General features: G+C 42.3%; 11 protein-coding genes. 2 read left to right on the top strand and 9 right to left on the bottom strand.

Features of this window, described 5'->3' with window-relative positions; all coding sequences use genetic code 11:
* Nucleotides 1-288: 288 nt before the first annotated feature.
* The 4 genes from fabD to MHB62_RS09070 all read right to left on the bottom strand — a co-directional run bounded on the left by fabD (nt 289) and on the right by MHB62_RS09070 (nt 3,012).
* Nucleotides 289-1,155: an ACP S-malonyltransferase gene (gene fabD / locus MHB62_RS09085; protein ID WP_003231821.1), complete on the bottom strand. Its 867-nt coding sequence runs from the start codon at nt 1,153-1,155 to the stop codon at nt 289-291.
* On the bottom strand, nt 1,152-1,418 hold the full coding sequence (locus MHB62_RS09080) for a hypothetical protein (RefSeq protein WP_019712693.1): 267 nt from the start codon (nt 1,416-1,418) through the stop codon (nt 1,152-1,154). Before MHB62_RS09080 ends, fabD begins: the two co-directional genes overlap by 4 nt.
* Before the next feature lie 109 nt (nt 1,419-1,527).
* Nucleotides 1,528-2,205, bottom strand: a complete 678-nt coding sequence (locus MHB62_RS09075; RefSeq protein ID WP_003231824.1) for an MBL fold metallo-hydrolase — start codon at nt 2,203-2,205, stop codon at nt 1,528-1,530.
* Nucleotides 2,206-2,394: 189 nt separating this feature from the next.
* Nucleotides 2,395-3,012, bottom strand: coding sequence for a TetR/AcrR family transcriptional regulator (locus MHB62_RS09070; protein ID WP_003231827.1), 618 nt, complete (start codon nt 3,010-3,012; stop codon nt 2,395-2,397).
* A gap of 120 nt (nt 3,013-3,132) precedes the next feature.
* Between MHB62_RS09070 and MHB62_RS09065 the strand changes: the two genes are divergently transcribed.
* Nucleotides 3,133-3,690, top strand: a complete 558-nt coding sequence (locus tag MHB62_RS09065; protein ID WP_003245720.1) for a hypothetical protein — start codon at nt 3,133-3,135, stop codon at nt 3,688-3,690.
* Between the two features lie 154 nt (nt 3,691-3,844).
* Nucleotides 3,845-4,300: a regulatory YrvL family protein gene (locus MHB62_RS09060; protein WP_003231830.1), complete on the top strand. Its 456-nt coding sequence runs from the start codon at nt 3,845-3,847 to the stop codon at nt 4,298-4,300.
* 397 nt (nt 4,301-4,697) lie between these two features.
* Here MHB62_RS09060 and mutL read toward each other — a convergent pair whose 3' ends face one another.
* From mutL to miaB, 5 genes are all read right to left on the bottom strand, one after another.
* Nucleotides 4,698-6,581, bottom strand: coding sequence for a DNA mismatch repair endonuclease MutL (gene mutL, locus MHB62_RS09055; protein WP_003245099.1), 1,884 nt, complete (start codon nt 6,579-6,581; stop codon nt 4,698-4,700).
* A 15-nt stretch (nt 6,582-6,596) separates the two neighbouring features.
* A complete protein-coding gene (gene mutS / locus MHB62_RS09050; RefSeq protein WP_003244841.1) occupies nt 6,597-9,173 on the bottom strand; it encodes a DNA mismatch repair protein MutS in 2,577 nt (858 codons plus the stop codon).
* A 132-nt stretch (nt 9,174-9,305) separates the two neighbouring features.
* Nucleotides 9,306-9,851 (bottom strand): outer spore coat protein CotE, encoded by a 546-nt coding sequence (gene cotE, locus MHB62_RS09045; protein ID WP_003231833.1) that lies wholly within the window; start codon nt 9,849-9,851, stop codon nt 9,306-9,308.
* A gap of 261 nt (nt 9,852-10,112) precedes the next feature.
* Nucleotides 10,113-10,544 carry a regulatory iron-sulfur-containing complex subunit RicA gene (gene ricA / locus MHB62_RS09040; protein WP_003231834.1) on the bottom strand — a complete coding sequence of 144 codons (432 nt, stop codon included), beginning with the start codon at nt 10,542-10,544 and terminating at the stop codon, nt 10,113-10,115.
* A 1-nt stretch (nt 10,545) separates the two neighbouring features.
* Nucleotides 10,546-12,075 (bottom strand): tRNA (N6-isopentenyl adenosine(37)-C2)-methylthiotransferase MiaB, encoded by a 1,530-nt coding sequence (miaB, locus tag MHB62_RS09035; RefSeq protein WP_003244831.1) that lies wholly within the window; start codon nt 12,073-12,075, stop codon nt 10,546-10,548.
* Between the last annotated feature and the right edge of the window lie 86 nt (nt 12,076-12,161).

The raw sequence follows: 12,161 nt of genomic DNA, 5'->3' as shown, positions 1-12,161 counted from the left end.
TTGATGTAACATGATAACAGGATCAGCAAAGAACATCGACTCTATGATTGGTGGGTGCGGTTTAAAAATGGACCATCTAGATGTGGGAGCGATGGTTTGACAGACCGGCTGACATAGTTCAAATGTCTAACTTAATTTATCAGCCTCTTTATGTAACAGTATATAAAGTTATTCAATTAGAAACAGTGTCAATCGAACGATTGAATCTTTAAAACTTTATACCTTAAATGAAAGGAAATCTGTGTTTAGACCTGATTGATGAGATACATGGCCATAGGGGCAAATGCTTTAGCGGGGCATTGCTTCCGCATCTTTCTTTATGCGATGAATTAACCCAGTTAAAACATTTCCAGGCCCTACCTCCTCAAACTCCATATGGCCTTTTTTCATTAAGTAGCTTATGCTGTCAGTCCATTTCACTGAATGATTAATTTGATCAGCCAGCGTCTGTTTCATGAATTCGTATGTATACGGTTTGGCATACACATTAGAAATAACCGGGATAGACGGAGGCGAAAAATAAAAGGCATGAAGGAACTCCTCGAATTCTTCTTTTGCTTTATTCATGTATCTGGAATGAAACGCGCCGCTTACGTTTAAGGGGAGTACCATTGTAACTTCAGTCATCGTTTCAAAAAGAGATGCGGCTTTTTCAATCTCATCTTTTTTTCCTGAAATTACAATTTGATATGGGGCATTCACATTAGCGATATCAACATCATGTAAATGATATTCTTTCAGAGCCTTTGCAACCTGCTCTTCATTTAGTCCCATAACAGCTGCCATACCGCCGTTGCTTATCAGACTCATCAGCTCGCCTCTTTTTCTGACAAGCTGTAAACCTGTCTCAAAATCAAAGGCTTCAGCTGCAAATAACGCATTGTATTCACCCAAGCTGTGCCCGGCGACAAAGTCAGGTTTAACTTCTTCATCCCTGATTTTTTTCAGATAGCTTAGTGCGTTTACCACATATAATGCCGGCTGAGTAAATTGCGTTTTGTTTAAATTGGAATAAGGATTTTCCAGGCAAAGACGTTTGATAGAATATCCTAAGATCTCATCTGCCTGATCCGTCAGTTCTTTAAATTCATCGAATAGGCCGCTGCCCATTCCCTGTTTTTGTGAACCCTGACCTGGAAAAACATATGTGATCATTCTCTCAAAGCCACCCTTCCGATTAGTAGATGTGTTTCACTTCTGTATGATTTTATAATAGTGATGACCGGATAAATAGTAGCATGTTCATGTTGATGGTAACCTCTGTAAATATTATCCGTCAAGTTAATTTTTCCTACAGTTTGCTCCATTGTTTTTCTGCTTTTTTCCATTGAGGAATAAAGGATCAGGAGATATAACAGAACATAAGAAAAAAGACCCGGATTACATATAGGGCGCCATATCATGATAATGCGCTTCATTTTCTTTCAAATGAGTTTTCAAAATAAATAACACCTTCTATGTAATCATTTTCGAAAATAAAAATCATTTAGATATTCGAAGAAAAATAGGATAATAGATTCAGAAGGATTATTTAAAATCAAAAATACCTTTTTGGTTTTTACGAGTGCGAAATTTCACAAAATATTCTTTCTTATCAATTTGAAAGTAAATATTATGCTGATAAAGATCCTTTATCGAATGGCCGGGCGATTTGCCAAATGAGTGACCAGGATACACCCGTACATGGGGTGAAACCTCCGACTTTATTCTTTGAATGCTATCAAACATCTCTTCCGCAGAGCTGCCATCATCCTCACATATGCCGCACCCTTCTGTAAACACCGTATCTCCGGTAAAAATACTCTCAGAAAACAAATAACACATTCCGCCGGCTGTATGCCCCGGTGTGAGAAGGCACTGTGCTCTTGTGTTTCCTATGCTGATCGTCTGATGATCATCTAGGCTAATTAAATTTCTGCATCGGAATTGATAATAATCAATTTCTTTTTTCGACATATAAACTTGAGCGTTAAACATCTTCGTCAGCGGGTCTACCAGATTTACATGATCATAATGAGAGTGTGTCAATGCGACTGCCTTTAATTCCGCTTCGAGTTCGGAAAGTGTAGTGGTTATCTTACTCAATTCCCATGAGGGATCAACAACAATTGCAGATCTGCTTACAATATCTTCAATGATATAGCAATAATTCGTCCAGCCCTGATACCTTGTTTTAATTGGATGCACCTTGTAAGTAAGATTCATTTATACCATCCCTATCATGTAAAGTTCTTAAACGATGGACCAGTGTTCACCCCTCAGTCCGTCTTTCATTCCACTTTACCAAACAGCATGATTGTTTTCCATTTTTTTCAGAGATCCTTGTTCTTTGAAAATAAAAAAGCGACTCTTTTGGACGCATGCCCAACAAGAATCGCTTTTCGCACTAGTGCCTTAAGGATGTCGTTTTTGTGTCTCACGTGTATCTTCCACGCAAATTGACTCTACATGCTGCATAATGACCCGCTTGATTCGGTCTTTATTCACGCGCACAGGGTCAAGCATGGCATGTAAAGCCAAGCCGTCAACAAGCGCGTAAAGTCTCTCAGCTTCAATGTCTTTATCAGCATTCTGCTTCAGTAAATCGGATTCATCTAAATAGGCAATCAGATTCCGCATGCCGCTGAAAATCCCGTCATGACTCGCATCAAACATATCCTTTTTATGTCTGGCGTAAGCAGTAAAAGCAAACCAAACCTCCATCTCTCTAATCGTTTCTTCATTCGTTGGGACCATTTCAAGCAAAATTTGCAACACTTTTTCCTTAGGGAGCAAATCCCTCACTGCAATGTCCTTAATTCGGTCCGTTACCTTTTCTTGGACAAGTTTCATTGCAAAAGCAAGCAATTCATCCTGTGTAGAGAAATAATGGCGCAGCGCACCTAATGACAATCCTGCTTCCTTTGCAATATTTCTGGCTGATGCTCCCTCCATCCCTCGTTCTAAAATGACGCGCCACGTTGCTTCTGCAATTTGTTTTCTTCTTTTCTCATGGTCAATTTGTTTTGGCATAGCTTTATTGTAACAAGAAAAAAATGAGAGGGCAATTTTTATAATACAGTTGTGTTACAAAAACAAAGATGGTAACATATTATTTAAATAATACAACTGTATTGAAAAGAGGGGAATGGATTGAACGGTATCGCATGGATGATTGTTTTCTGTGAAATTGCGTTTTGGGTTGTCATTGTTTTGGGGCTTGCTGTACGCTACGTATTCAAACGACATACATTAGGACTGCTATTCCTTGCCTTAACTCCAGTTATCGATTTGATCTTGTTAGCGGCAACTGGTGTGGACCTTTACCGCGGAGCCTCAGCGACCGCAGCCCATGGGATTGCAGCTGTTTACATCGGTATATCGATCGCTTATGGGAAACAAATGATTCAATGGGCAGATGAAAAGTTTCAATATTATGTGACAAAAAAAGGAACAAAACCGCTGAAACGTTTTGGAATGGACCATGCCAAGCACGGTGCGAAAGGCTGGCTAAGACATGTGCTGGCCTACTTAATTGGTGCGGGACTATTGGCAGGGATGATCTATTTTATCAATGACTCTTCCCGAACCGAGGCGTTGAGCGGCATTCTTAAACTGTGGACTGTCATTATAGGCATTGACTTTCTCATTACAGCCAGCTATTTTATTTGGCCAAAAAAAGAGAAAGCTTCGGCGAATCTCAGGAGTTAACATGATGAAAAAGGCCCTTCCCCAGTGGAAAGGGCCTTTTTTGGTTTTGTTAAAATATGCTATACTATTTTCGTCAGAAAACAGACTTATAGATATTTTGGGCTGATTCAAGGGTGCTGTTTGTATGAGTAAGCAGGTGAAGGGAGTGTCATACATGAACCAAAAAGAACAGAACGAGCACTCTAAAGATTTTAACCTGAGATCAAAATTAATCGGAATTGTATCTATTACTTTTATCGCGGCCATCGCGCTTGCAGTCATCTTCGGCGGCTTTTTCTTCGGGATGAAAGGCTTATTCTCCATACTTGGCATCACATACGCTTCCAATCAAACATTAGCTTTATTTATTTTAGCCTGCTTTGCTGTAGGTTTAATCATAGACCCACTCACAAAGATTATCTCTATCATTTTGGCAAAATCACTTTCATTGAAAAAGACTGCACTTTTTGCTTTTATACTGTATTTTATCAGCAATCTTATAACGATCTGTTTTGCAGATTACTTTATGCAGTCTATTTATATTCCAGATGTCTTGCTTGTTGTGATATCAGCTTTCATGGCTATCATTGAACTTGCTTTTGATAACCAGCCTAATAGAGAAGCAGCTTAAAGCCGATGGCAGATATGGAAAATTCATAACACCCTATATTTGGACATCACCAGTTATATAAACGAAAAAATCTCCCTGTTCACACGAACAGGGAGCAAAACACAATGTTGTAATTTAAATTCTGCATTCTAAAATGATTCTCACATTTGGATCATCAAGTTCATCCAAAAAGATAATGATCTTCGGACCACATGCCATATGTTTCCACCCCCTCACCCAAAATATACATTAATCCCAATTGCCTGTAAATGGAAATTTTGTTATACGGAGGAACCATGAAGTATAATGCGTTAACACTGCTCACACGTTTACAACCGTTTCTTATAATCTGACACTCGAAGGAGTACAAAAAAAGCATTGATCCATTCAGAGAATGGATCAATGCCTACCACCCCCGCTACATCACGCGTTTGAACATCTTTTCCATCTCATATGTCGAGTGGTGAATGATGATCGGGCGGCCGTGCGGGCATGTAAATGGGTCTGATGTGCTTCGGAGGTCGTCCAGAAGCGCTTTGATTTCGTCGTTTCTGAGGTGGCGATTTGCTTTGATGGAGCCTTTGCAGCTCATCATAATCGCCGCTTCCTCGCGAAGTTTTTTAATATCTATATTTTTGGAGTCGAGCACCTGCTGAATGATTTCTTCTATAAGCTCTGCTTCTTCTCCCTTTGGAAACCAGGCTGGGTGGCAGCGGACGATGTAACTGTTAGAGCCGAATGACTCTAAAAAGACACCGACGCTTTCGAGCTCTTGTTTGTGCTGTTCAATAATCAAAGCCTCATTTGTGGAGTAGTGGAACGTCAGCGGTACAATCATCTCCTGCACCTCAGGCTCAACCTCCCCCACCTTTTCACGGAAGTACTCATATTTAATACGTTCTTGGGCGGCGTGCTGGTCGATAATATATAGGCCGTTTTCGTTTTGTGCCAATATATAAGTCCCGTGCATCTGGCCAATCGGGTACATAATTGGAACCCGATCAGACGCTGGCTGCGGCTGTTCCTCATGGCATTCCTGCTCAAATGTTTCAGGCTGTTCTGCTGAAACATCGGACACCTCAAGGGTTTGTTCCTGATCAACGATAGGAGGAGCATCAAATTGGAGAGGGGGCAATTTTTCCTCCGCATCAACCGGCTCTTTTACGACTGAGCTGAGCTTCATCGGTGAATAAGATGGCGCAGTCGATTTTTCCGGAACTTTTTTTTCCGGAGGCTTTTCATCAAAGGTTATAAACTGCTGCTCATTTTTGATGGCAGGTGCTGATTTTTTCGGGACCTGGGCACTAGGAATCAGCTGCTGCTGTTTAAACACATCTTTAATTCCGTCACGTATTAAGTCATGAAGCTCTGTTTCCTTGCTGAGCCGGACCTCAAGCTTCGATGGATGCACGTTGACATCGACTAAAATCGGGTCCATCGTAATTTCTATAAAAGTAATCGGATGGCGTCCGATCGGCAGAAGCGTATGATAGCCTTCATGAACCGCTTTGACGAGCGGGAAATTTTTAATGTAACGGCCATTGACCACAGACGACATATAGTTTCTCGACGCCCGTGTAATCTCTGGGAGGGCGATATATCCCTTTACTTCAAAATCCAAGGAGCTCACATGCAGCGGAAGCATTTTTTTGGCGACAGCCGTGCCGTAAATCGCTGCCAGTACATGGCGCACATCTCCGTTTCCGTTCGTTTGAAGCAGGTTTTTCCCATGATGGCGCAGGCGGATCGATACCTCTGGATGCGCCAGAGCAATACGGTTAACCACATCTGTAATGTTTCCAAGCTCTGTATGAACGGTTTTCATATATTTCAAACGGGCCGGTGTGTTAAAAAACAGGTTGGAAACGACAATTTCAGTTCCCTTCCTGCTTGAGGAACGCGATTCGGAAATGATGTTTCCTCCTTGGAGGACGAGCTTCGTCCCAGCTCCTTCACCAGTGCTTGTTGTAATCTCCAGATGAGAGACTGACGCGATACTCGGCAGGGCTTCTCCCCTGAAACCGAGCGTTCTCACCCTGAATAAATCATTTTCATCTTTTATTTTACTCGTTGCGTGGCGCCGGAAAGCTCGCTTGCAATCTTCATTCTCCATTCCTTCGCCGTTATCCAAGACCCGAATGGATGCAAGGCCTGCTTCCTCAATATCGATTTCAATGACTGTGCTGTCAGCGTCGATCGCATTTTCCACCAATTCTTTGACGACTGAGGCGGGCCGTTCCACAACCTCGCCCGCCGCTATTTTATTTGAAAGCTCATCTGACAGTTGGATGACTTTTGCCACATTCATCACCCCGTTTTAATGTAATTTCTTTTGCAGCTTGTACATTTCATTCATCGCTTCAAGCGGTGTCATATCCAGTATATTAAGTGATTTGAAAGCATCGATCACTTGCTTTTCTTTTTTTGAAAGCTTTGGTGTTTCAGCCGGCTTTTCCGCTTCGTCAAAAAAGGACAGCTGTGCCGGCTCTTCTTTCACCTGAGGTTTCTGCACCGGCACTTCCGGTTTGTTTCCTGAATGCTCAAGCTCTTTTAAAATATCTTGAGCGCGCGCAATCAGATCTCCCGGCAGTTCGGCAAGCTGAGCTACATGGATACCATAGCTTTTATCAGCCGCACCTTCTTTAATTTGATGAAGAAAGACAACCGTTCCGTTATATTCTTCAGCGCGAACATGAACGTTTTTCAGCTGGGGCAGCTTGTCCTCAAGAACGGTCAGCTCGTGATAGTGTGTGCTGAACAGCGTCTTGGCGCCGATATGATCGTGAACATATTCAATAATCGCCTGTGCCAGCGCCATGCCGTCATAAGTGGACGTTCCCCGCCCGATTTCATCAAACAGAATGAGGCTGTTTTTCGTCGCATTGACAATCGCATTTTTCGCTTCAAGCATTTCTACCATAAATGTACTTTGTCCGGAAATCAAATCATCTGCAGCGCCGATTCGCGTAAAAATTTGATCGAAAATCGGGAGCACCGCTTTTTTCGCGGGTACAAAGCAGCCGATTTGCGCCATAATGGAAATGAGCGCGATTTGTCTCATATACGTGCTTTTCCCTGACATGTTTGGACCTGTAATGAGAAGCATTTGTCTGTTATCGCCCATCATACAGTTGTTCGGGACATATTCCTGGCTGTCCATGACTTTTTCAACAACCGGGTGTCTGCCTTCAATCACTTCGACTTCATCTTTAGAGAACTCTGGTTTCGTGTAGTGGCGATTTTCACTGATTGTCGCAAAGCATTGCAGTGCGTCCAGCTCGCTCATCTGTTTTGCAAGCTGCTGCAGCCGCGGAATATACTGCTTCACTTTCTCGCGCAGCTCGGTAAACAGCTCGTACTCCAGCTCACAGATGTTATTTTCCGCCTCTAAAATGAGCGCTTCTTTTTCTTTTAATTCAGGTGTAATGTAGCGCTCTGCATTGGTTAACGTCTGCTTCCGCTCATAACGCCCTTCCTCAAGCAAATGCAAGTTTGCTTTTGTCACTTCAATGTAATAACCGAAAACTTTATTAAAGCCGACCTTTAAAGAGCGAATGCCTGTGTATTCCCGCTCCTGCTGTTCCAGGCGGGCAATCCAGTCTTTTCCGTTTCTGCTTGCATCACGATATTCATCAAGCTTTTGATTATAACCATCTTTAATCAGGTTCCCTTCTTTTACCGATAAAGGAGGGTTTTCGTACAGCGCTTCTTCCAGCAGTTCAAGTACATCCCCGCAAGGGTCAATGCGCTTTGCACGTTCCTTGGCCTTGTCATGAGCCAGTGAAGCAACCAGCTGTTTGATGCCAGGCACTTGCTTTAACGATTCCTTCAGCTGAATCAAATCCCGGGCATTGACATTTCCGAATGCAACGCGGCCGGCAAGGCGTTCTAAGTCATATACTTCTTTTAAACGTTCACGCAGATCTTCCCGTTCAAAGAAATGGGACATTAATGTTTCCACCATTTCTTGGCGCTCTTCGATTTGATTGACTCTGATAAGCGGCCGGTCAATCCACTGTTTAAGTAGCCGGCCTCCCATTGCCGTTTTTGTTTCATCCAGCAGCCACAAAAGGGAGCCTTTTTTATTTTTCGAACGAATCGTTTCGGTCAGCTCCAGATTACGCTTTGAGTACAAGTCAATTTTCATCGCTTCCTCAAGCTCATACACCTGCACGGGCTGAAGATGATCAAGGCTGCGCTTTTGGGTTCTTTTCAAATACGTATATAAGCGCAGAAATGTTTTTGTTATATCTTCATTATTTAAGTGCTCAATGATCGTTACGTGTTCGTCTGTTTCTCCGTCTTCAATTGAAATCGTTGCACCGCACCGCTCTCTCAGCTGTGCCACTGTATCGGCATCCAAGCTTCCTGAAACCACGATTTCCCGTGCGCCGACTGAATAAATTTCTGATATGACGTCTTCAAGCCGTTCAATCAAAACAGCCAAATTTTCTCCCGTTGTTAAATCAGACAGAGCAAGTCCGTATCCGTTCGAGCAGGCTGAAACAGATGCGATAAAATTATTTTCCGACTCATGGATGCCTTTGCCGTCCATTACAGTTCCGGGCGTAATCAGCTGAACTACTTCTCTTTTCACAACGCCCTTTGCGGCTTTCGGATCTTCCGTCTGTTCACAGATCGCCACTTTGTATCCTTTTTTAATAAGCTGTTCGATATACGCGGAAGCAGAATGATACGGCACACCGCACATCGGTATTTTTTCAGCCGCACCGCCGTCTCTGCTCGTTAACGTAATTTCCAGCTCTTGTGACGCTTTTTTGGCGTCCTCAAAAAACATTTCATAAAAATCACCCAGGCGAAAAAATAAAAAGGCATCCTGGTGCTCTGCCTTTATTTTTAAATATTGCTGTATCATAGGCGTATAACCGGCCATTGTTTAATCCCTCACTATGTATCAACGTTTCTATTTTCCAACCTTCATTATAACATAAACAAAAAGTGATAAAAGAATGATATATCAATATAAAAAAGAGACTTGGGGGTACTGTCTCCCCTAGTCCCTTTTTTATTCTTCAGGATCTCCCACTAAAAACTCCGGGTTGATGTCTTCAAGCTCTTCATCAAGCTCATCTTCCCAATCTTCCTCGTCATCCTCTTCCCAGTCAGGATTGACCTCAACAACTACCTTTGTTTCCCCTACCACTTCCGCCAAAAATTCTCTTTCTGCCTGCACAACGATTTTATTTCCATTCGGCGAAATGGTCACTTCAAGGCAGTTTGGCTGCTGAAGCACTTTGGCAATCACTTCATGCTCATCATCTAAGTAATTATTGTCTCTGTATCTGAGTTTAATGACATCTACATATTTTACCCGTTCTGTGACAACCTCTGTCTTTGTGTTGTCCGCGTAAGAGTACCATACGTTTATATCATAATACCCTTCAATTTCTACCGTTTTTCCAATTTTTTCAGCGTCATACTTGTGGTTAATAATCCAACCACCCAAAATGCTGCTCGGTTTTTTCTCAGGCGAGATGGTGTTGGTGCATTGGGTGAATTTTCGGCCTTTCGCTACTACTGCCTTCGTAATAATTTCCCTGTATTCAGACATTCCGGCATGCCTCCTTGTTCTTCTTCGTGTTATCTTATGCTGGGCATTTGTCTAGTGTGCATTTTTATAAATAAAATATAAAAATACAAAGTTTCTGTTCCATTGTATGCAGGGGTGCCTAGAAACTTTACTTATAAGTGCGATAAAGTTTATACGCGGCTGAGCACAGAAAAACCAATTGAACATTTGGTACATAGATTATTTAGTTCATTTTTAACCGCACAAATGATAAAAAAACACGGGCCTGTAAAGGCACCGTGTTTAGAGAGAACAGCTGTTATTTGAATGCTTCACCTTTGAACCGGTTTCCCCTTTCAGCAGGTCGCCTCCGGTTGATGTGATGATTTCATTTGTGACTTGGTTGGAAATGGTGTGTGCAACGAGCTGCAGTAGGTCATTTACTTCCATTTGCGAGTCTCTGAATTCCTGGATAACAGGAATCTCTTCAAGCTCTTCTTGCAGCGCGTCAATTTTTGCTTCTACTTGTTTGAGCGCTTCATGCTTTTCATAATGCTTCAGATTGACAGCCTGCTTTTGCAGGGCTTTAATCTGATTAACGATTGTGGACACTTTGTCATTCTCATTGATTTGCGCTTCAGCCCGTTTGAAAAAATCAACCTCTTCTGTTTCAGAAATCATTTTTGCAAGGTTTCGAGCCTGCTGCACAATGTCTTTTTTTGAGTAGAGCGTCATCTCATTTCACCTCGATTGCTTCTCCTACCATTTCTCCGTCAAGCGACCATGTTTTCGCTTGCTGGATTTTCACGCGGACGATTTTGCCGATGGCTTCCTTCGGCCCTTTGAAATTGACAAGCTTGCTTTTTTCAGTATAGCCAGCAAGAATATCAGGGTTATTTTTGCTTTCACCCTCAACTAATACTTCGACAACCTTGCCTTCGTATTCCTTCATTTTTTTAGCAGAAATTTCATTCACCAGTGCGTTTAGACGCTGCAGGCGTTCTTTTTTCACACGCATCGGTACATTATCTTTCATCTTAGCAGCCGGAGTGCCTTCACGCGGAGAGTAAATGAACGTATAGGCGCTGTCAAACTCCACTTCACGGTATAGAGAAAGCGTTTCTTCAAACTGTTCGTCCGTTTCATTTGGAAATCCGACGATAATGTCCGTTGTCAAAGAAGCGTTTGGCATTGCTTCTTTAATTTTTCGCACCAGCTCCATGTAACGCTCTCTGTCATATTTGCGGGCCATCAGCTTGAGAACTTCTGAGCTTCCTGATTGAACCGGAAGATGAATGTGATCAAGCAGATTTCCGCCTTTTGCCAGCACTTCAATGAGGCGGTCGTCAAAGTCGCGCGGATGACTCGTTGTAAAACGGATTCTCGGGATATCGATTTTTCTCAGTTCATCCATCAAATCACCAAGTCCGTACGTCATATCTTCAAAGTCTTTTCCATACGCGTTTACGTTTTGGCCTAACAGAGTAATTTCCTTATAGCCTTCACTTGCGAGCCTTCTCACTTCCTGAATGATATCCTCAGGGCGGCGGCTTCTTTCTTTTCCGCGTGTGTAAGGCACAATGCAATACGTACAGAATTTGTCACAGCCGTACATGATATTGACCCAGCCCTTAATTTTTCCATTTCGGACTTTTGGAAGGTTTTCAATAACGTCCCCTTCCTTAGACCAAACTTCTACAACCATTTCTTTTGAAAGGTATGCTTCTGACAAAAGCTCCGGCAGGCGATGAATGTTATGCGTTCCGAAAATCATATCGACAAACGGATGTTTTTTCAAAATACGGTTCACGACTGATTCCTCTTGGGACATACAGCCGCACACGCCTAAAATCAGATCGGGATTGTTTTTTTTCAGTGCTTTTAAGTGCCCGAGCTCACCAAACACCTTGTTTTCAGCATTTTCACGGATTGCACATGTATTTAACAAAATGACATTGGCATCGTCAACAGAGTTTGTCGCTTCGTAACCGAGCGCCATAAAGATCCCTGCCATAACCTCTGTATCGTGTTCATTCATTTGGCAGCCGTACGTACGGATATAGAACTTTCTTCCGTCTCCCAATCCTTTAAATTGTTCAGAAATTTTAAAGTCATTATGATAAGTAACGGCTTCCTTGCCTCGTTTTTTCGCGTCTTTTAAAGAAGGCGGAATGTAAACAGCTTCAAAGTACTTGCTGTAATCCTTCTCGGATTTTTTGTCCGATGGATGAACTTGTCCGCTCTCTAATTTTTGTTTTTCATTCATGTCATATTTTCTCCTTTCAAACCAAACTTCCACCCTTCAGTATAAAGGTTATTGAAGCTCTGCACAACTGGCAACCTATCATTGTA

Source organism: Bacillus sp. FSL K6-0255 (assembly GCF_045040725.1).
GTDB classification, from domain to species: Bacteria; Bacillota; Bacilli; order Bacillales; family Bacillaceae; genus Bacillus; species Bacillus subtilis.
Note: the sequence above shows the minus strand (reverse complement) of the source record. Positions and strands in the feature narration are given on the sequence as shown.

Excerpts from the sequence above, each read along its gene's own strand:
- fabD (WP_003231821.1), bottom strand. The coding sequence starts at position 1,155 with ATGATCACATATGTTTTTCCAGGTCAGGGTTCACAAAAACAGGGAATG.
- MHB62_RS09080 (WP_019712693.1), bottom strand. The coding sequence starts at position 1,418 with ATGAAGCGCATTATCATGATATGGCGCCCTATATGTAATCCGGGTCTT.
- MHB62_RS09075 (WP_003231824.1), bottom strand. The coding sequence starts at position 2,205 with ATGAATCTTACTTACAAGGTGCATCCAATTAAAACAAGGTATCAGGGC.
- MHB62_RS09070 (WP_003231827.1), bottom strand. The coding sequence starts at position 3,012 with ATGCCAAAACAAATTGACCATGAGAAAAGAAGAAAACAAATTGCAGAA.
- MHB62_RS09060 (WP_003231830.1), top strand. The coding sequence starts at position 3,845 with ATGAACCAAAAAGAACAGAACGAGCACTCTAAAGATTTTAACCTGAGA.
- mutS (WP_003244841.1), bottom strand. The coding sequence starts at position 9,173 with ATGGCCGGTTATACGCCTATGATACAGCAATATTTAAAAATAAAGGCA.
- cotE (WP_003231833.1), bottom strand. The coding sequence starts at position 9,851 with ATGTCTGAATACAGGGAAATTATTACGAAGGCAGTAGTAGCGAAAGGC.
- ricA (WP_003231834.1), bottom strand. The coding sequence starts at position 10,544 with ATGACGCTCTACTCAAAAAAAGACATTGTGCAGCAGGCTCGAAACCTT.
- miaB (WP_003244831.1), bottom strand. The coding sequence starts at position 12,075 with ATGAATGAAAAACAAAAATTAGAGAGCGGACAAGTTCATCCATCGGAC.